We start from the raw sequence: 20,650 nt of genomic DNA, 5'->3' as shown, positions 1-20,650 counted from the left end.
TTTCTTTTATATATTTAAATTTTAAGGAGGACATTAGAATGAATTTTGAAATTATAGAAGGAGGGGTTACTTCTCCAAAAGGATTTGTATCTGCAGGGATTAGCTGTGGTATTAAAAAAAGAAATTCAAAGGACTTGGCTCTTATAAAATCAATTAGCCCTTGTAATTCAGCAGGAGTTTATACAAAGAATATAGTTAAAGGAGCTCCACTCATAGTTACTAAAAAGCATCTGGAAAACAAAAAAGCTCAAGCTGTGATTGCAAATAGTGGAAATGCCAATACTTGTACTGGTGAAGAAGGATTAAAAAATGCAGAAGAGATGTGTGAATATGTAGCAAGAGAACTTAAGATTGAAAAAGAAGATGTACTTGTAGCATCTACTGGCATTATAGGAGTTAAATTAAATATTGAAGCTATAAAGAATGCAGTACCTGATTTGGTTAAAAAATTAGATAAGGATGGATATAAAGATGCATCCAAAGCTATAATGACTACAGATACTTTTCAAAAAACTATAGCCATAAAATTAGAACTTGGAGGAAAGACAGTAACTATTGGTGTTATGGCCAAAGGATCGGGAATGATACATCCTAATATGGGAACTATGCTTTCTTTTATAACTACAGATGTAAATATAGATCCAGATCTTTTAGACAAAGCTTTGAAAGAGAGTGTACGAATAAGTTATAACAGGGTTTCAGTAGATGGAGATACTTCAACCAACGATATGGTTGTTATACTGGCAAATGGATTGGCTGAAAATCCACTTATAAATGAAGAAAATGAGGATTACAAATTATTTTTACAGGCACTTAAAAAATTAAATATTGAAGTAGCCAAAATGATTGCAAAAGATGGAGAAGGTGCTACTAAATTAATAGAATGTAAAGCACTAAATGTTTCTAGTGAAGAAAAAGGTGAGATACTTGGCAAATCTGTAATTTGCTCTAATTTAGTAAAAACAGCTTTATTTGGATGCAATGCAAATTGGGGCAGAATACTTGATGCTATAGGATATTCAGGAGTTGAATTTGATATAAACAAGATCCAGGTAACAATGAAAAGTAAAAAAGGAAGTGTCTTAGTATTTGAAAAAGGAGAACCTGTTCCATTTTCAGTGAAAGAGGCAACTGATATATTATCAGAAGATGTAATAGATATAATTATAAACTTTAATTCAGGTAATTATAATGTATGCTGTTGGGGATGCGATCTAACCTATGATTATGTAAAAATTAATGGAGAGTATATGTCTTAAATAGTTGAATTATTATAATGCATAGGGGGCACGGGAGTTGAATTATAATGAAGTGGCTAAAATTTTAGCAGAATCACTGCCATATATTCAGAAATATAGAGGAAAAACAATAGTTGTCAAATATGGCGGTAATGCAATGATAGATGAGGAACTCAAAAAATATGTTATAAATGACTTAGTACTTATGAAATGTGTTGGAATAAATTTAGTAGTTGTCCACGGAGGAGGTCCTTTTATTTCATCTTATTTAAAGAAATTAAATAAGGAGAGTGTATTTATAGACGGACTTAGATATACAGATGATGAAACTATGGATATAGTACAGATGGTTTTAAGTGGTAAAATAAATAAAGACCTTGTTAAATTAATTCAAAGCTATGGTGGAAAAGCTATAGGTCTTTGTGGGCTAGACGGGGCTATGATAAGAGCTAAAAAACTTTGCGAAAAAGTGGATTTAGGAAGAGTTGGAGAAATAACTGAAATAAATACTGAAGTAATTAAAAACTCTATAGACAGCGGCTACATTCCTGTAATAAGCAGTGTGGCACTTGCAAATGATAATGAAGGTGTCTACAACATAAATGCAGATACCTGCAGCTATAGAATAGCTTCTGCACTAAAAGCACAGAATTTAATATTGCTTACGGATGTACCAGGAGTAATGACAGATATAAAGGATCCTTCTACACTTATTTCAGAACTTAAGTTAAAAGATATTTCAAAACTATATGATAATAATATTATAAAAGGTGGAATGCTTCCTAAGATAAACTGTTGTGTTGAAGCTATAAAATCAGGGGTTAAAAGTGCACATATTATTGATGGTAGAGTACCTCACTGTCTTTTAGTAGAATTATTCTCTAAGCAAGGTATAGGAACTATGATTTATTAAGGAGGAAAAAATATGAATTATTTAGATTGTGCAAAGGAATATCTTATGAATACCTATAATCATCTTCCTGTAGTGTTTACTCATGGAAAAGGATGTAAGGTATATGATACTTCAGATAAGGAATACTTGGATTTTACATCAGGTATTGGAGTAATGTCACTAGGTTATGGAAATGAAAATTGGATAAAGGCTGTAGAGAACCAGCTTGAGAAAATACCACATACTTCTAATATATTTTTAAATATTCCAGTACTTGAACTTGCCAAGAAATTTACAGAGCTTTCAAAAATGAGCAAGGTATTTTTCTGTAATTCAGGAGCAGAAGCCAATGAAGGAGCTATAAAACTTGCGAGAAAATATAGCTTTGATAAATATGGGAAAGGTAGATCTACTATAATTACATTAAATAAGAGTTTCCATGGTAGAACTATAACTACACTAGAAGCAACTGGACAAGAAAAATTTCATAATTATTTTTATCCTTTTACAGAAGGATTTAAGTATACTGATGTTGATGTTAAGTCACTAGAAGATACTATTGATTCTACTTGTTGTGCTATTATGATAGAAGCTGTTCAAGGTGAAGGCGGAGTAAATCCTTTAAGTAAAGAGTTTGTAAACAAAGTATTTGAAATAGCTGAAAAGAATGATATTTTAGTTATATGTGATGAAGTACAGTGTGGTATAGGCAGAACTGGAAAGATGTATGGCTTTAATAATTATGATGTACATCCTGATATTATATCTACAGCAAAAGCTCTTGGAGGAGGCCTTCCTATGGGTGCTGTACTCTGCAATGAAAAACTAAAGGATACCTTTAAATATGGAGATCATGGATCTACATTTGGAGGAAATCCAGTTTGTACAGCAGGTGCTATAGAAGTTTTAAATACAATTAGTAAAGAAGGTTTCTTAGATAAAGTAAGTGATAAAGGACAATTTATTAAGGAATACTTTAAAAATAAATCTTCTAAAAATGTAGTAGAAGTACGAGGAATAGGGCTAATGATTGGAGTAGAAATTAAAGGAGAATCTTCAAAGGTACAGAAAAAGGTACTAGAAAAAGGACTTCTTGTTTTAACTGCAGGACCAAATGTAATAAGGCTTCTTCCTCCACTTGTGATTTCAGAAGAAGAATTAGAAAAAGGACTTAACATACTTTATGAAGTTATAGAAAGTATGTAATTTATATTTTTATGCTGCTGTAAAATTATTTTATAGCAGCATATTTTATTGCACATATCAATCATTGTGAACTGTCCATTGCACATTATGAATTCCAGTTAAAAATTCTATAAACGTCTAAAGTAGCATATATAAATATTGAATATTTATTCATTTATAGACGTTTTAAAGATGTATTTAATTTATAATTACAAATATCAAATGAAAATAATCTACAGTAAATTTAAGGAGGCAATTGATATGTCAAAGTTGGTAGAGTGTGTTCCAAATTTTAGTGAGGGAAGAAATAAAGAAATAATAGAAAGCATTGTAGATGAAGTTAGGAAAACTGAAGGTGTTAAACTTTTAGATTATTCATCAGATAAAGACCATAATAGATCTGTAGTAACTTTCTTGGGCGGACCAGAAGAAGTAGAAGAAGCAGCATTTAAACTTATAAAAAAAGCTGCTGAGCTTATTGATATGAGAAATCATCAAGGTGCCCATCCTAGAATGGGAGCTACTGATGTAGTTCCATTTATACCTATTAAAGATGTAACTACAGAAGAATGTGTTGAGATTTCTAAAAAACTTGGAAAAAGAGTAGGGGAAGAATTGAAAATTCCAGTTTACTTATACGAAGATGCAGCTACATCTGAAGAAAGAAGAAATTTAGCTGCTATTAGAAAAGGACAATATGAAGGATTTTTTGAAAAAATAAAACAGCCTGAATGGAAACCAGATTTTGGACCTTGTGAGATGAATGTAAAAAGCGGAGCTACAGTTATAGGAGCTAGATTCCCACTTATAGCATATAATGTAAACTTAGGTACAGATAACATAGAAATAGCTAATGCTATTGCTAAAAAAATAAGATACATAGGTGGAGGATTAAGGTATGTTAAGGCTGTAGGGGTAAAGGTAACTGAAAGAAATATAGTTCAGGTATCTATGAACCTAGTAAACTATGAAAAGACTCCTATATATACTGCACAGGAAATGGTTAGAATGGAAGCTAAAAGATATGGAGTGCCTATTGTAGGAAGCGAAGTTATAGGCTTAGTTCCTATGAAATCTTTGTTAGATTGTGCAGAGTATTACCTTCAAATAGAAAATTTTAGTGTAGATCAAGTACTTGAATCCAGACTAAGTGAATAAACTTTAACTTAAAAGACTGCAGTTGAGTTTTACTTGAAAACAATCAACTGCAGTTATATTTACATAATGTAAATTAAATTTTACCCTTTAATTTCATAAGTACATCAATTTCATAGTTATCTAAAGATTTTTTTAAATAGGTAATACCCATATCACAATAGTTTTTTGCATCTTTAGGGAGATATTCTCTGAATATACTATTTAATTTCTTATTTTCCTTAAGTTGTGTACTTATTTTAGCTTTTACCCGATAAACTAGGCCTATTTCATGAGGGCTCTTTAACATTTGAGAATGAGTATGGGCATCTTTTAGATAGCTTAAAGCCTTAGTGTAATCTTTTTCATTTATTTTTAGTAAAGCCATAAAAGCCTCAGCTATGGAACGTCCCCAAGCTAGATCAAAATGATTATATATATTAAGAGACCTTTTAAAGTACTCATTTGCAGCAGCATAATTTCCCATGTCAAAGGCTGTTTCACCTGCATTTATACTAAATATAGCAGTGCTGGACATAACACCTTTACCTTCACACATTTTAATGGCCTTATCGTAGTAGCAAATAGCTTTAGAAAACTCTAAGGAGTGTCTCCTAATTTCACCTATATAATTGTAACAAGCAGCTATGTTAAGTACATATTTGTCCGATGTTATTGCATCTCTAGTAAATATATGTATTGCTTCGTTTAACAGTTTTTCTGCTTCCTTATAATTTCCACACATATTATTATAAAGAGCCTTTAATTTTAATATTATGGCCTTTTCATCCTCATAGTTTTGTTCTTTAGCAATGGAAAGTGCTAGGTTTATGTACATGATCATGTTTTCTACGTTATAAGTTTGAATACAATAATAAATCATTTGTTTATAACCTTCAATGGCATAACTAAGAGCATCTATATTAAGAGCTTTATCTATCATATTTTTTATTATGGAAGTTCCATTTTCGTAATCTCCTATTTTAATTAAGTATCTTCCCTTCATAAGTAGAAATGTTATTTCTAAATCTACAGTTTCCTTGGATCTACTTTGATTTTCAACTTTATTTAAGAGTTTTTCCACTTTCTCTAAACTTTTCAAAGTTTTTTCATCACTAAAGTATAAATTGTTGTACTTATTTTCACCATAATGAAGTACAGGAAAGAGTTCATGGCTGAAACTAAGATATATATTCAGATTTTTCATCCTGTATGTTAGTTCCTTAATACGATTATTAGAATTTGAAAAATGATATATTAATTTATAGTAGGTATTTAGATCATTCTTATCTTTAAGGAGATTTTTCTCCAAAAATTCACCTATTTTATTATGTAAAATTTTTTTTCTAGCCATAGACTGGTTTGAATATATGAATTCTCTAAATTTTTGGTGGGTAAATTTTAAGCTTATATTATTGTCATTTAGTACTTCTTTAAGTATAAATTTGTTTTCCAGTTCTTCAACCACATCAATTATTTCAAGTTCATCCTTGCCAATAATGCTAGCTAATATATTAAGGGGTACTTCGTCAAAAAACATAGAACATATGTTTAAAATCTTTCTTCCTTCCTCAGAGACATCCAAATATCTGCTCCTTAATATATCTTGCATTTTAGAGGACATTAAGTTTATATTTCCATTGGATTTTATTATATTCATGTATTCAGTTAAAAAGAATAGATTTCCTTCTGTCTCACTGTATATTTTATTTGCCATTTTTTTAGACAAATTGTAGTTAGGTAGTGCTTTTTTTATGAAATCTTCTGTTTCTATATGATTGAGTCTCTCTAATTTAAGTGTATTTAATTTGTTATATCTATTCATGGAAGTTATGAATTTATCCAGTTCTTCATTGTATTCATTTCTACAGGTACAAATTAAAATTATATTTTTAGATTCACTTAGAAGTATACTATTTAAAAGAGATAGACTCATTGAATCCAACCATTGAATATCCTCAAAAACTAACATTATTTTTTTATGAGAACTAACTATCCCTAGTATATCTCCTAGAGCCTTTCCTATTATTTCATATTTTAAATTATTACTTTCAATTAGTTTTAGATTGTCTAAATAATTTTTACTAAACTCAGGAAAAAAACTAGCTATTATGCTTTTGCAAGATAAGGAGATATTTATATTATTCGTTTCTATTATTTTTGACAATTTTAGTGTAATATTATTCCAAGGTTTTAAAATATAGTCTTTTTCAAGGGGATAGCAGGGGGTTTCTAATACAAATATATCATTTTGAGAAATGCCTTCTAAGAACTTTTCTTTAAGTTTTGTTTTACCAATGCCAGCTTCTCCTAGTATCAGAATAGACTTTGCTTGTATTCCATTTTTAAATTTTAGGTAAGCAGCTTCTAAACATTTTAGTTCTTCATACCTTCCAAAAAAGAATTCTTTTGATTTTGAACTGCAATTTGTAAGACTCATTTCATTTAATATTTCATTAAATAATTTTTTTGTAGCTGGCTGTGGCTCTACATCTAATTCTTTGTTTAAAATTTCTGAAAGTTTATGATATACTTCTACAGCTTTATTGCATTTATTGTTATTTTTTAAGCTTTTCATAAGTTCTCTGTATGGTTCTTCATCAAACTCATCCATTTTTATGAGCAATTTACAGTAATTTTCTACTTTATTGTAGTTTTTATTTTCCTTTTCAATAGCTATATTTTCTTTTAGTCTATTTATATATATTTGCTGGAAATGTTCCCTAGTTTCTATTACCCAAGTTTGAAAAGTTTCTGCATTTTTCACATAAAAACCAGTCAAAAAGTGACCCTTATATGTATTTAAATCATCTGTATTACTCAAGAAATTATCTACATCCGTTTTTATTTCTATATTGGGATTTATCATAACTGTTGACTTTCTTGGTGATATTAATACTTCTAGGTCAAAAGCTTTTTTTATTTTATAAATAGCATTTCTTAAATTCTTTTTTGCTATGTTTTCTTCTTCTTCTGGCCATAAAAGACCAGCTAGCTTTTCTCTTGTACATTCTTTATTAATAATTAAGTAACAAAAAAGAGCTTGTACTTTGTTATATGGAAACAAAACTTTTTCGTTGTCTATAGTTACATTAAAATTTCCCAACATTTTTACATATATAATGTTCAATATATCCCTTCTTTCGTAACTCCTTAACCTAGTGATTAATGTGTAATCATTTAGAGTACGTATTATATTATATTATAATACAATATCAGCGTAAATTTCCATTGATAAATCAAATTTTTGTTTATAATGATTAGAAAAGGTCGAAATTAAAAAATGATCTAACGTCTACAATATAAAAACATTTAAAAATATTTTTTTTATATTGTAGACAAATTTGACTTTTTAGAGACGTAAACGTTTTATTATATAAGCAAAGATAAATTTCATTAAATTTTTTATATTACAAATAGTTTAAATATAATGAAATTATTATATTTAACATAGGAGGACATGATATGATTAAGAACATTGATGTTAGTGAAGCTATGACTGTAAAACTAGATGATGAATTACCTGAAATGCCAAAATTTGTAGAAGGCATAAGAAGGGCACCGGATAGAGGATTCAATTTGACACAATCCCAGACGGAAATTGCTTTAAAAAATGCTCTAAGGTATATACCACCTAAATACCATGAACAATTAATACCAGAATTTTTAGAAGAGCTTACCACAAGAGGAAGAATTTATGGATATAGATTCAGACCTGAAGGAAGAATACATGGAAAACCTATAGACGAGTATAAGGGAAAATGTACAGAAGGTAAAGCCTTCCAAGTTATGATAGAAAATAACTTAGATTTTGAAGTAGCTCTATATCCATATGAATTAGTTACTTATGGAGAGACAGGAAGCGTTTGTCAGAACTGGATGCAGTATAGACTTATAAAAAAATACTTGGAAGTTATGACTCAAGATCAAACTTTAGTAGTTGAATCAGGACATCCTCTTGGACTGTTCAAATCAAAACCAGAAGCACCTAGAGTAATAATAACAAATGCCATGATGGTTGGAATGTTCGATAATCAAAAGGATTGGGAAATAGCAGAGGAAATGGGAGTTGCAAACTATGGACAGATGACTGCAGGAGGATGGATGTATATAGGACCACAGGGCATAGTTCATGGTACATTTAATACATTATTGAATGCAGGAAGAATGAAGCTTGGTATTCCGAATGATGGAGACTTGAGAGGACATTTATTTATAACTTCAGGTCTTGGAGGAATGAGTGGAGCTCAGCCAAAGGCTATAGAAATAGCAAATGGAGTAGGCATAATAGCAGAAGTAGACCAGTCTAGAATTGACACAAGGCTTAATCAAGGATGGGTAAAAGAATCATCTTCTGACCTTGATAGAATATTTAAGGTTGCAAAGGAATACATGGAGAAAAAAGAACCTATGTCCATTGCATACCATGGAAATATAGTAGATTTGCTGGAATACGTAGTTAAAAATAATATAAAAGTAGAGTTATTGTCAGACCAGACTTCCTGTCATGCCGTATATGAAGGTGGATACTGTCCTCAGGGAATTAGCTTTGAAGAAAGGACAAGACTTCTTGCAGAAGATAGAGAAAAGTTTGATAAATTAGTAGATAAGAGTTTGAGAAGACATTTTGAATTAATAAAAGCTCTTGTAGATAAGGGAACATATTTCTTTGACTATGGAAATTCCTTTATGAAAGCAGTATATGATGCAGGAGTTAAAGAAATATCCAAAAATGGAATAGATGAAAAGGATGGATTTATATTCCCTTCCTATGTAGAGGATATAATGGGACCTCAACTGTTTGACTACGGATATGGACCATTTAGATGGGTATGCTTAAGTGGAAAGAGTGAAGATTTAATAAAAACAGATAAAGCTGCCATGGAATGTATAGATCCAAATAGAAGATACCAGGATAGAGATAACTATAACTGGATAAAGGATGCAGAAAAGAATAAGTTGGTAGTTGGAACTCAGGCGAGGATACTATACCAGGATGCAACTGGAAGAATAAATATTGCACTTAAGTTTAATGAAATGGTAAGAAATGGTGAAATTGGACCTGTAATGATGGGAAGAGATCACCATGATGTAAGTGGAACAGACTCTCCATTTAGAGAAACATCAAATATTAAAGACGGAAGTAATGTAATGGCAGATATGGCTGTCCAGTGTTATGCAGGAAATGCAGCAAGGGGAATGAGCTTGGTTGCACTCCACAATGGAGGCGGCGTTGGTATAGGTAAATCCATAAACGGAGGCTTTGGACTTATACTTGATGGAAGTCATAAAGCAGATGAAATAATAAAATCAGCTTTAAGCTGGGATGTAATGAGTGGTGTTTCAAGACGTTCTTGGGCAAGAAATGAGCATGCTATTGAAACAGTAGTAGAATTCAATAAAAATAATAAGGGAACAGATCATGTAACTCTTCCATATTTAACAAATGAGGAAGATGTAAAGAAAGCAGTAAGTAAGTATTTTCAAAAGTAAAAGTACTTTTATAAACAGAGTTCTTGGCATGAGATGGAGTTTTGACTCCAACTCATACTTAGAAATCGTTATCCAGGGACGTAGCTGCTATTTACTCCAACTAAGAGAAAAGCAGATATCCCAAATCTTTGATTTGGTGATAGTCGCTTTCGCTGTGTGCGTGGGAGTATTAGAGCAGGTAGTCATCGGATAAAATTTTTGAAGGGAGGGAATTAGTATGATAATTAAAGATATAGATTGTCTTGTAACTTGTGCCGGCAGTTATCCAAAGACAAAAGAAAAGTTAAAAGATGCACAAATAATTAAAAATGGATACATAGTTGCAGACAATGATACAATAGTAGATGTTGGCAGCGGCGATGGATACAAAAAGTATTTAAATGACCGTGAAGTTGTAATAGACGGAAAAGGTAAAACTGTTACGCCAGGTCTTGTAGACAGCCATACCCATGTGGTATATGCAGGGTCAAGGGAATTTGAATTATCTTTGAAGCTGAAAAATGTAAAATATATAGATATATTGAAAGCTGGAGGAGGAATATTAAGCACTGTAAACAGTGTGAGAAATACTTCTCTTGAGAAGATCCAAAGTGAAACTAAAAAGAGATTGGATTTAATGCTTTTACACGGAACTACTACTGTTGAGAGTAAATCAGGTTATGGACTTGATTTTGAAAATGAAATAAAAATGCTGAATGTAAATAAAAATTTAAATGACGAACACCCAATTAGTATAGTTTCTACTTATCTAGGTGCTCATGCAGTTCCAGAAGAATTTAAAGATAACAGGGATGGATACATAGACCTTATAATAAATAAGGTAATTCCATATGTTAAAGAACAAAACTTAGCAGAATTCATTGACTGCTTTTGTGAAAAAGGTGTATTTTCAGTAGAAGAGGCAAGAAAAATTTTAGAAGCAGGCAAGAAAGCTGGATTTAAGGCTAAAATTCATGCAGATGAAGTGGAATCCATATCAGCGGCAGAACTTGCAGGTGAGATTAAAGCAGTATCTGCAGAACATTTAGTGTCAGCTTCTGACGAAGGTATAAAATCACTTGCAAATAATAAAGTAGTTGCAGTACTTTTACCTACGACTTCTTTTTACTTGATGTTAAATAAATTTGCACGGGCAAGGAAAATGATAGAAGAGGGAGTTATAGTTGCACTTGCTACAGACTGCAATCCTGGTACTTCTCCTACAGAATCCCTTCAAAGTACAATGACTTTTGCATGCTTTGGACTTAAAATGCTGCCAGAAGAAATAATAAATGCAATGACTATAAATGCAGCAGTTGCAATTTCAAAAGAGAAAGAAATAGGAAGTATTGAAAAAGGTAAAAAAGCCGATATATCTATATTTAATGCAAAAAACCTAGATTATTTAATTTATCATTTTGGTGTAAATGCAGTAGATACAGTAGTTAAAGATGGTACAGCTGTAGTAAAAAATGGCCAGTTAGTATATTAAAAAGTAAAGATAAAAAACAGAAAGTTATAGAAAACAAATTAGCATAATGACATTAGGAGGTAATATAAGATATGAAAACTATTAATTTAAATGGAGAAAATCTTACTATAGAGGATATTATAAATGTTGCATACAACGGATATAAGGTTTCTGCTACAGAAGAAGCTAAGGAAAAAATTAAAAAATCAAGAAAAGTAGTAGATGGCATAGTTGAAAGAAATGATACAAAGTATGGAATTACTACTGGATTTGGAAAATTTTCCGATGTAACTATATCAGGAGAAGAATGCAAAACACTTCAGAAAAACTTAATAATGTCCCATTCATGCGGTGCTGGACGAAAGTTTCCAAAAGAAGTAGTAAGGACAATAATGTTATTGAGGGCAAATAACCTAGTTAAAGGATATTCAGGAATAAGACTTAGTGTTTTTGAAACTCTCTTAGATATGTTAAATAAAGGTGTACATCCATGTATACCGGAAAAGGGTTCTTTAGGAGCCTCTGGTGATTTAGCACCTTTAGCACATATGGTATTACCTATGCTTGGGGAAGGAGAAGCTGAGTTCCAAGGTGAAATTTTACCTGGAAAAGAAGCTATGGAAAAGGCAGGAATAGCTACAGTAGAACTTGTAGCTAAAGAAGGTTTAGCTCTTATAAATGGGACTCAGGTAATGACTGCAGTAGGTTCATTAGCTTTGTATAAAGCTATAAATCTTTTAAAAGTTAGTGATATTACAGCAGCACTTACTATAGAAGCTTTAAGAGGAGTAAGAGATGCTTTTGACTTAAGGACACATATGTTAAGACCGCATGCAGGTCAAATTCAAACAGCTAAAAATATAAACGCACTAACGGAAGGCAGTTCTTTTATGACTAATCAAGGTGACTTAAGAGTACAGGATGCTTATACTTTAAGGTGTGTACCACAAGTTCATGGTGCCAGCAAAGATGCTGTAAATTATGTTAAAAATAAAGTAGAAATAGAGATAAATTCCGTTACAGATAATCCCATTATATTTGACAATGCGGATGTAATATCGGGAGGAAACTTTCATGGACAGCCTATGGCTTTAAGTTTTGATTTCCTTGGAATTGCAATGTCAGAGGTTGCTAACATATCAGAAAGAAGACTGGAAAGATTGGTAAATTACCAATTAAATGATTTGCCTCCTTTCTTAGCAAAGAACGGTGGACTTAACTCAGGATTTATGATTACACAGTATGCAGCAGCAGCATTGGTATCAGAAAACAAAGTGCTTGCACATCCAGCAAGTGTAGATTCTATTTCTTCATCAGCTAACCAAGAAGATCACGTAAGTATGGGCACTATTGCAGCAAGAAAGAGTTTAGCAATTGTAAACAATGCAACAAGAGTAGTTGCAACAGAACTTATGGCTGCTTGTCAGGCTATAGATTTTAGAGATGGACTTAAGCTTGGTAAAGGTACTCAGGAAGCATATAATGTAGTAAGAAATAAAGTAAGCTTTATAGAAAAAGATAAAATTATGTATAAAGAATTGGAAAAATGTGATGAACTTATAACAAGTGGAGAACTTCTAAAAGCAGTTGAAGAAAAAGTAAACTTAGGAATATAAAATAAAGTTCAGGATACTTGAAAATCATAATTCTATTAATAGTAGAAATAGATTGAGACTAGGTATTTAATAATTTATGGCTGGCATTAAAATGAATATAAAATTCATTTTGTGTCCAGTTATAAATCAAGTACCTTATACAAATCATGCTGTAATATGTTATACTATGGAAAATTAAATTTTTATCAATGTAATCGTTTATCTAATTTTAACATTTTTAACACCAATAAAATATAGCTAGTCCGTTAAATTTGAATAAAGATATTCGATGAACAGGGTTATTATTAAAGTGTTATTTTCATCTACCACTTTTCTAGTACGCGTTTTGGTTATTGAAAATATGTTTTAAATTAACTACTAAACTAATTATATGGGGGGATTAGATGTGAATTTATTTAGGAAAAAAACCGTGGAGGATTTTAGCGTTTCTGTAAAAAAAAGTGGACTTAAAAAGGAACTAAATTATATGGATTTAGCATGCTTAGGAATTGGTTCCGTAGTAGGCAGCGGCGTATTTGTTTCTGCAGGACAAGGGGCTCAAATAGCAGGACCTGCAGTTATAATGTCATTTATAATAGCTGCTATTACAAGTGGATTCTGCGGACTTACTTATTCAGAACTTGCTACTATGTTTCCTGTTGCTGGAAGTACTTATTCCTATTGCTATGTTGCTTTTGGTGAAATTATAGCCTGGATTATTGGATGGAATTTAATGCTTGAATATCTTGTTTCTGGAGCAGCAGTTGCTTCAGGATGGTCTGGTACTTTTGTTGGGGTTTTAAAATCCTGTGGTATCAATTTACCTGCAGCAATTACCGCTTCTCCACTTAAAGGCGGAATTGTTGACTTACCTTCTGTTTTAATTGTTGCTGCTATAACATGGGTATTATATATTGGTGTAACTCAAAGTACTAAAGTAAACAATATTATAGTTGCTATAAAAGTAGCTGTAATACTTATATTCATATTTATTGGCGTAACTCATATAAATCCTGCAAATTATCATCCTTTTGCACCATACGGAATGAAAGGTGTAATGTCCGGTGCTGCAATTATATTCTTTGCTTTTATAGGTTTTGATTCAGTATCTACTGCTGCAGAAGAAACAGCAAATCCTAAGAGAGATGTTCCTATTGGACTCGCTATTTGTTTAGGTGTAACTATTGTATTATATGTAGCTGTTGCATGTGTACTTACAGGAATGGTACCATTTAAAGCTATAGATATAACTAATGCACTTCCAGCTGCTTTAGCTAGAGTGGGAATCAATTGGGGTTCTGCATTAGTTGGTGTAGGTGCAGTTGTTGGAATGATTTCTACAATTCTTGTAATATTGTATGGACAGGTTAGAATATTTATGGTTATGGCAAGAGATGGATTACTGCCTAAAGCATTTTCTAGTGTAAACAAGAAACATAGTACGCCAGGTATATGTACTATAATAACAGGAGTTATAACAGCTGTTATATGCGGACTTTTCCCACTTGACGTGATTATTGATTTATGTAATATTGGTACATTATCGGCTTTCTTGTTTGTATCCATAGGAGTAATTGTTCTCAGAAAAACTTTGCCTAATGTTGAAAGAAAATTTAAATGTCCGGGAGTTCCGTTTGTACCAATATTAACAGTACTATGTTGTCTATATCTTATGATAAGTTTGCCAGGTGTTACTTGGATTAGATTTGCTATATGGACTGGAGTAGGTTTGTTATTATACTTTGCTTATGGAATGAAACACAGTATATTAAATGATGAAAAACATAATTGTGTTGGAGATAAAAATTAGGGTATAGATTTTTAATGTATAAACAAAAGATTGTAATATATAATTAAAATAATTTATAAAAGGCACATTTTATAAATAGTGAAAATGTGCCTTTTTATAATAAATAATGAATTGAATTTATTTTAAGCACATTTTACATTGTGTTTGATGGAAGATAAAGTCGACTGCTAGTATATTAAAAAATTTTTTTGCTTAGGAGGAAAAAATATGCTGCAAGATTTAAAATTAAAAGATTTTATAAACGAGTTAGGTTCTAATTCACCAGCACCGGGTGGGGGAAGCATTGCTGCTCTTTCAGCAAGTATGGCTAGTGCTCTAGCAAGTATGGTTTTTAATTTGACTATAGGTAAAAAGGAATATTTAGAATACGATGATTCTATAAAAAAGAATATTGATACTTCCTTAGAGGAAGTTAGCTTGTGCAAAAAAGATTTCTTAAATTTTATGGAAAAAGACACAGATGCTTTTTTATCCTTGATGAAAGCATATAAGATGCCTAAAAAAACAGAAGAGGAAATAAAGTTTAGAAAAGAAGCTATAAAAAAAGGTAATGAAAATGCACAAAATATACCTTTTGAAGTAGCAAAGAGTGCTTATAAATTATATTCCTATATAGCCATAGCAGTAAACTATGGAAATAAAAATGCAATTTCTGATGCTGGTGTTGCAGCTTCATTAACGGAGACGGCAATAGAAGGAGCACTACTTAATGTAAAGATAAATATTCAGGGCATCAAAGATGAAGTTTATAAGAAAAAAATGACGGATGAATGCAGCAAGCTGTTGAAAAAGAGCACTGATAAAAAGAAAGAAATTATGGAAATTATAGAGGGAAAATTAAAATAAAGTTTAATTTAAAATAATTTGTGATGTAATGTAGTAATATTTAGCATATGAAAAGGCACTTTTTAAAAATGTGTCTTTTCATATGCTTTAAGTTAGTACATTTTATTGTGATAGCTATAATAATTTAAGAAAAATATAACAAAATAGGAGAATATTTATGAAAAGTATTAAATCAAAAATAGTATTGCTTGCTTCATTAATATGCATTTTTAGCTTATTGATATCGTCTGCAGTTACATATTACATATCTTATCGAGTTGTTACTAGTCAAGCCAAAGATAAGATTTTAGTTTCATCAGACAAATATGCAGAGTCAATTGATAAATGGTTTGATGGCGAGGGAAAAATAGTAAATGAAATTGGAGACTCTGTAGAAAATATAGGTATTGTACAAAAAAGTAGTGAGCTCAGTTATCTTCAGGAAAAATTAAAGGATAATAAATCTGCTACAGACATATATATAGGAGCTGCAGATAAAAGCAATATTGATGCCGGCGGATGGGTTCCTCCAGCTGGATATGATTGTACACAGAGAGACTGGTACAAGAAAGCTGTAGAAAAAAAAGGAATAATCTATTCTTCTCCTTACTTAGATATGGATATAAAAAAAATGGTTATAACTATAGCTAGACCTATATTTCAAAATGGGAATATAGTTGGTGTTTTAGCCTGTGATATTAATTTGGAAACAATTACTAACATCATTCAAAAAGCAAAGGTAATAAATAATAGCTATGGATTTCTAATAGATAATGATAATAATTTTATAATTCACCCCAGCAAGGATTTTCAGCCTAAGGAAAAGAAACTTGAAAATGTGAATAATGTCATGAATGGACAATTTAAAAATATTTTAAGTAATAATTTTGTAAAGTTAAAAGATTATGATGGTGGTGAAAAATATTTTGTAACTTCCCAAATACCATCTACCAGCTGGACAGTTGGATTTTCAGTACCTGTATCCGAACTTACTAAAGCACTTCAAAGTTTAGTAAAATCCTTTATAATAATTATTGCCTTATGTATAATTGCGGCTTTTATGGTTTCTGTATATTTTGGTAAAAAAATAGGGGATCCTATATTGTCTCTATCAAAGATGGCAGATAAAATATCTAAGTTTGATTTGACTTATGATGATAAATATAATTACCTGCTAAATTATAAAGATGAAATAGGAAAACTATCAAATTCTTTTAATATAATGCATAAGGAGCTAGTTCAACTTATAAAAGAAATACTGGGTGATTCGGATGATATAAATAAATCCAGTACGGAATTAACTAAGCTTGCAGAGCAGTTATCTTTAAAGTCTGAAACTATGAATAGTGCAGTGAAAAATATAGTAGACAGCATACAGGAAACAAGCGCAGTATCAGAAGAAATCAGTGCCTCTATAGAAGAAATAGGTGGGAATGTAAACCAATTATCTGAAAGGGCTGTAGAAGGAAATAGTAGTGCAGAACAAATTCAAAATACAGCTGTGGATATACGAAATAAAACAGGTGAATCCATAGAGAAAACAAGAAAAATGTATGAAGAAAAACGAGAAAAAATGCTAAAAGTAATTGAGGACATCAAAGTAGTAGAAAATATAAAAGTTATGGCAGATACCATTGCAAGTATAGCAGAAAACACAGAATTATTGGCATTAAATGCAGCTATAGAAGCAGCTAGAGCAGGGGAAAAGGGCAAAGGATTTGAAGTAGTAGCAGGTGAGGTAAGAAGACTTGCAGAACAGTCCTCACAGGCTGTTGTAGCTATTCAGGGTACTATTTCAAAGGTATATGAAGCTTTTAAGTCTTGCTCGGGTAACGGAAATGATATACTAGATTTTATACACGAAAATGTAGATCCCCAATTAGAAGCTTTCAGAGATACAGGAGACAAGTATTACAAGGATGCTGAATTCTTAAATAAGATGTCTTATGATGTAGCGTCTATGTCAGAGGAATTAAATGCTACTGTAAGCCAAATGAATGATGTAGTACAAAATATGGCACAAAATGCATTTAAATCTTCTGAAAATGCAGAGACAATAAGAGGAAACATTGATGAAACCTCTGCACATATAGAGAAAATAGTATCAACAGCCGAAAGGGAAGAGCAATTAGCAGAAAAGTTAAATAGTATAGTTAAAAAATTTAAAATTTAAAAAATGTGTCCTGTTTTTAAAGCAGGACACATTTTTTAATAACCTACAAATAGATTATTTATTGTAGATAATGTATTTACTACTGAAAATATTATGACAGCAGCTAAATTTGCCGTAGTTTTATCCTGGTCAAACCTAGGAGAAACTTCACATATGTCAAAACTTACTACTTTGTTGGATTTTAATATGTATTTTAAGAATTTTAAAACTTTTTCTGGGTCAAGTCCCAGGGATTGGGTAGCACTTACTCCAGGTGCATAAGATGAAGTAAATACGTCAGAGCATATTGTTATGTAAATGTCCTCATGCTCTTTAATAAAGTCATTCAGCTTATCTAAGGTATTCCACTCAGTATCGTTAGTTACATCTTTAGCTAGTACATATTTTACTCCAAATTTATGTGCTGTTTTAAAAAGATCTACAGTGTTACTGTGATTTTGTATACCCATGCAAAAATAGGAATAGTCAATTCCCTTATCTGCATTGAGATCATGAATTTGTCTGAACATTGTTCCTGAACTGGCACCTTTTTCATAAGGTCTAAGGTCAAAATGAGCATCAAAATTTATAATACCAATGTCAGGAGTTTTAGTATGTTTACTTAAGTTATTTAATACTCCTTTGTAATTTCCAAAAGTAGTTTCATGACCTCCTCCTAGAATTATAGGAAAAAGATTTAAACTTAATATTTTAGATACTGCTTTTGAAAGTAGATCTTGACTTTCTTCTAGAGAATTATCATCACAAATAATATTGCCAAAGTCAAATAAATTAACGTCTTTTGTAAAAAAACAAGGAAGGTTTGCCATTTCTTTTCTAATACTTTCTGGGCCTTTTGAAGCACCTGTTCTTCCATTATTGCGTCTTACACCTTCATCGCAGCAGAATCCAATAAAACCAAATCCCAGCTTACCGGTATAAGGAGAAAGATTATCTTTTCTTAAATCAATGCACTTAATCCATTGATGCCATCTGAAGGCATCAAAATTAGTTTCACTATCAACTCTACCTTTCCATAGTATTTTGTCCATAGGTTTGTAATTAGAATCAAACATTTTAAAAAGTCTCCTTCTAGCTAATTTTGTAGTTTAAATATATAGTAGCATATATATATTTATAGTATATATTTTTTTGATAAAAATGAATGAATTTTTTTAGTAAAATCTTATATTTGTCTTATAAATACAATTAGTTAACAGTATAAATATTATGTAAATTAAAAAAATGTAAACCAAACTAGATATTACAAAAAATAAATGATAAAATATAAAAGAAAACGCACTTAGGAGGGAAAAACTTGAAAGAAAAATATACAGCAGTAATTTTGTGTGGTGGAAAAAGTAGCAGGATGGGATTTGACAAAAGTAAAATAAAAATAGGAGATAAATTTCTAGTAGAAATAACAGCAGAAAAGTTGGAGAATATATTTGATGAAGTAGTTTTTGTAGCTGAAAACAAATATAAATTTGGAAATATAAAATACACTGTACTAGAAGACTTAAAAAAGGAATATGGACCCGCAGGTGGAATATTTACAGGACTCAATTATTCTTCATCTCCATATACATTTTTTATAGCCTGTGATATGCCTTTTGTAAATTTAGAATATATAAAATACATGATGAATTTTACAAAAGAAAAAAAATTTCATGTTATAATGGCTCACAATGGAAAAGATATAGAGCCCTTGTATTCTTTTTATTCTAAAGATCTTGTACCTTATTTCAAACGGGGTATAGATTCTGGAAGATTATCTATTAGAAAAATAATAGAAGGCACTAATATAAAATATATACCAGAAACTATAAAAGAAAAATATGATAATTCACTAAGCATGTTTACCAATTTCAATTACAAAAGCGATCTAGACAACATATATGGTAAATATACACAAGATTAATGCCATATTTCTTTACAAATTAAAAAGACACAGACTAAAATATAAGTAATTAAAGCCTGTATCTTTATATGAGTTTAGATATCTATTATATCTTTTATTACCTCTCCGCCTATTATCATTCCTGCTACAGGAGGTACAAAAGAATTACTAGCCGGTATCTGACGTTTGGCAAGGCATTTTCTAGATCCTCCTGCACATACACATCCTTCTTTGCAAGTTACAACCTCATCTATCTTGGGTTTTCTAGGGACTTCTTCTGAATAAAGTACTTTTACCTTATCTATACCTCTTTTTCTAAGTTCATGCCTCATAACTTTAGCTAAAGGGCATATTTTCGTATCATATATATCAGCTATCTTAAATTTAGTAGGGTCTAATTTATTTCCAGTACCCATGCAGCTTATTATATCAACATTGTGTTTTTTACACCACATTATTAAGGATATTTTCGAAGATACGGTATCCACTGCATCTATTACATAATCCGTTTTATCTGGTATGATTTCATCTATATTGTCTTCCTTTACAAAGGTTTTGTAAGCTTCTATTTTACAATTAGGGTTTATATCTAAAACCCTGTCTCTTAAAACATCTACTTTATATTTACCTATTGTGTGAAAATTAGCTTGTATTTGTCTATTTATATTTGTTAAACAAACAGTATCATCATCTACAATTACAATGTGGCCTATACCTGCTCTGGCTATAGCCTCAAGGCTAAAACTACCTACGCCTCCTAATCCAAATATAACCACTGTACTGTCCTTCAATTTTTCCAAAGCTTCTTTACCAATTAATAATTCAGTCCTTGAAAGTGAATGTTGTTTCATTAAATAATCTCCCTCTTATCTATATTAATATCATAAAAATTATATAATTTTACCTATTTTTAAGCAATAGATTTTTCACAGTAATTCTAAAAGTAATAAATATTATTAAATTATGAAGTTTTTAC

The 20,650-nt window shown here is 30.9% G+C and carries 14 protein-coding genes; 11 read left to right on the top strand and 3 right to left on the bottom strand.

Going from position 1 to position 20,650, the window contains the following annotated elements; translation table 11 throughout:
* The first annotated feature begins 38 nt into the window (after positions 1 to 38).
* The 4 genes from argJ to ftcD all read left to right on the top strand — a co-directional run bounded on the left by argJ (position 39) and on the right by ftcD (position 4,473).
* Entirely contained in the window at positions 39 to 1,259 is a 1,221-nt protein-coding gene (gene argJ / locus CLAU_RS01135; protein ID WP_013238803.1) for a bifunctional glutamate N-acetyltransferase/amino-acid acetyltransferase ArgJ, read from the top strand.
* A gap of 37 nt (positions 1,260 to 1,296) precedes the next feature.
* Positions 1,297 to 2,151 (top strand): acetylglutamate kinase, encoded by an 855-nt coding sequence (gene argB / locus CLAU_RS01130; protein WP_013238802.1) that lies wholly within the window; start codon positions 1,297 to 1,299, stop codon positions 2,149 to 2,151.
* Between the two features lie 12 nt (positions 2,152 to 2,163).
* Positions 2,164 to 3,336, top strand: a complete 1,173-nt coding sequence (locus CLAU_RS01125) for an aspartate aminotransferase family protein (RefSeq protein ID WP_013238801.1) — start codon at positions 2,164 to 2,166, stop codon at positions 3,334 to 3,336.
* 240 nt (positions 3,337 to 3,576) lie between these two features.
* Positions 3,577 to 4,473, top strand: coding sequence for a glutamate formimidoyltransferase (ftcD, locus tag CLAU_RS01120; RefSeq protein WP_013238800.1), 897 nt, complete (start codon positions 3,577 to 3,579; stop codon positions 4,471 to 4,473).
* 73 nt (positions 4,474 to 4,546) lie between these two features.
* On the opposite strand, the gene CLAU_RS01115 is transcribed toward ftcD, so the two are convergent.
* The gene (locus tag CLAU_RS01115) at positions 4,547 to 7,579 is read right to left on the bottom strand and encodes an ATP-binding protein (RefSeq protein ID WP_013238799.1); all 3,033 of its coding nucleotides are present in this window, start codon (positions 7,577 to 7,579) and stop codon (positions 4,547 to 4,549) included.
* Positions 7,580 to 7,914: 335 nt separating this feature from the next.
* Between CLAU_RS01115 and CLAU_RS01110 the strand changes: the two genes are divergently transcribed.
* The 6 genes from CLAU_RS01110 to CLAU_RS01085 all read left to right on the top strand — a co-directional run bounded on the left by CLAU_RS01110 (position 7,915) and on the right by CLAU_RS01085 (position 17,795).
* On the top strand, positions 7,915 to 9,942 hold the full coding sequence (locus CLAU_RS01110; protein ID WP_023161726.1) for a urocanate hydratase: 2,028 nt from the start codon (positions 7,915 to 7,917) through the stop codon (positions 9,940 to 9,942).
* A 217-nt stretch (positions 9,943 to 10,159) separates the two neighbouring features.
* On the top strand, positions 10,160 to 11,413 hold the full coding sequence (hutI, locus tag CLAU_RS01105; protein WP_023161725.1) for an imidazolonepropionase: 1,254 nt from the start codon (positions 10,160 to 10,162) through the stop codon (positions 11,411 to 11,413).
* A gap of 71 nt (positions 11,414 to 11,484) precedes the next feature.
* Positions 11,485 to 13,008 carry a histidine ammonia-lyase gene (gene hutH, locus CLAU_RS01100; protein ID WP_013238796.1) on the top strand — a complete coding sequence of 508 codons (1,524 nt, stop codon included), beginning with the start codon at positions 11,485 to 11,487 and terminating at the stop codon, positions 13,006 to 13,008.
* A 385-nt stretch (positions 13,009 to 13,393) separates the two neighbouring features.
* A complete protein-coding gene (locus tag CLAU_RS01095) occupies positions 13,394 to 14,797 on the top strand; it encodes an APC family permease (protein WP_013238795.1) in 1,404 nt (467 codons plus the stop codon).
* A gap of 207 nt (positions 14,798 to 15,004) precedes the next feature.
* A complete protein-coding gene (locus CLAU_RS01090; RefSeq protein ID WP_023161724.1) occupies positions 15,005 to 15,643 on the top strand; it encodes a cyclodeaminase/cyclohydrolase family protein in 639 nt (212 codons plus the stop codon).
* 157 nt (positions 15,644 to 15,800) lie between these two features.
* Positions 15,801 to 17,795: a methyl-accepting chemotaxis protein gene (locus CLAU_RS01085; RefSeq protein ID WP_013238793.1), complete on the top strand. Its 1,995-nt coding sequence runs from the start codon at positions 15,801 to 15,803 to the stop codon at positions 17,793 to 17,795.
* A gap of 35 nt (positions 17,796 to 17,830) precedes the next feature.
* On the opposite strand, the gene hutG is transcribed toward CLAU_RS01085, so the two are convergent.
* Positions 17,831 to 18,850: a formimidoylglutamase gene (gene hutG, locus CLAU_RS01080; RefSeq protein WP_013238792.1), complete on the bottom strand. Its 1,020-nt coding sequence runs from the start codon at positions 18,848 to 18,850 to the stop codon at positions 17,831 to 17,833.
* 242 nt (positions 18,851 to 19,092) lie between these two features.
* Here hutG and CLAU_RS01075 point away from each other — a divergent pair, with 242 nt between their 5' ends.
* Positions 19,093 to 19,695, top strand: a complete 603-nt coding sequence (locus tag CLAU_RS01075; RefSeq protein WP_013238791.1) for a molybdenum cofactor guanylyltransferase — start codon at positions 19,093 to 19,095, stop codon at positions 19,693 to 19,695.
* Positions 19,696 to 19,769: 74 nt separating this feature from the next.
* Here CLAU_RS01075 and CLAU_RS01070 read toward each other — a convergent pair whose 3' ends face one another.
* Positions 19,770 to 20,525 carry a tRNA threonylcarbamoyladenosine dehydratase gene (locus tag CLAU_RS01070; protein WP_013238790.1) on the bottom strand — a complete coding sequence of 252 codons (756 nt, stop codon included), beginning with the start codon at positions 20,523 to 20,525 and terminating at the stop codon, positions 19,770 to 19,772.
* Between the last annotated feature and the right edge of the window lie 125 nt (positions 20,526 to 20,650).

Source organism: Clostridium autoethanogenum DSM 10061, assembly GCF_001484725.1.
GTDB lineage: Bacteria > Bacillota > Clostridia > Clostridiales > Clostridiaceae > Clostridium_B > Clostridium_B ljungdahlii.
Note: the sequence above shows the minus strand (reverse complement) of the source record. Positions and strands in the feature narration are given on the sequence as shown.

Bases quoted from the DNA above. Each gene is read 5' to 3' on its own strand.
- argJ (WP_013238803.1), top strand. From the start codon at position 39: ATGAATTTTGAAATTATAGAAGGAGGGGTTACTTCTCCAAAAGGATTT.
- CLAU_RS01125 (WP_013238801.1), top strand. From the start codon at position 2,164: ATGAATTATTTAGATTGTGCAAAGGAATATCTTATGAATACCTATAAT.
- ftcD (WP_013238800.1), top strand. From the start codon at position 3,577: ATGTCAAAGTTGGTAGAGTGTGTTCCAAATTTTAGTGAGGGAAGAAAT.
- CLAU_RS01110 (WP_023161726.1), top strand. From the start codon at position 7,915: ATGATTAAGAACATTGATGTTAGTGAAGCTATGACTGTAAAACTAGAT.
- hutI (WP_023161725.1), top strand. From the start codon at position 10,160: ATGATAATTAAAGATATAGATTGTCTTGTAACTTGTGCCGGCAGTTAT.
- hutH (WP_013238796.1), top strand. From the start codon at position 11,485: ATGAAAACTATTAATTTAAATGGAGAAAATCTTACTATAGAGGATATT.
- CLAU_RS01090 (WP_023161724.1), top strand. From the start codon at position 15,005: ATGCTGCAAGATTTAAAATTAAAAGATTTTATAAACGAGTTAGGTTCT.
- CLAU_RS01085 (WP_013238793.1), top strand. From the start codon at position 15,801: ATGAAAAGTATTAAATCAAAAATAGTATTGCTTGCTTCATTAATATGC.
- hutG (WP_013238792.1), bottom strand. From the start codon at position 18,850: ATGTTTGATTCTAATTACAAACCTATGGACAAAATACTATGGAAAGGT.
- CLAU_RS01070 (WP_013238790.1), bottom strand. From the start codon at position 20,525: ATGAAACAACATTCACTTTCAAGGACTGAATTATTAATTGGTAAAGAA.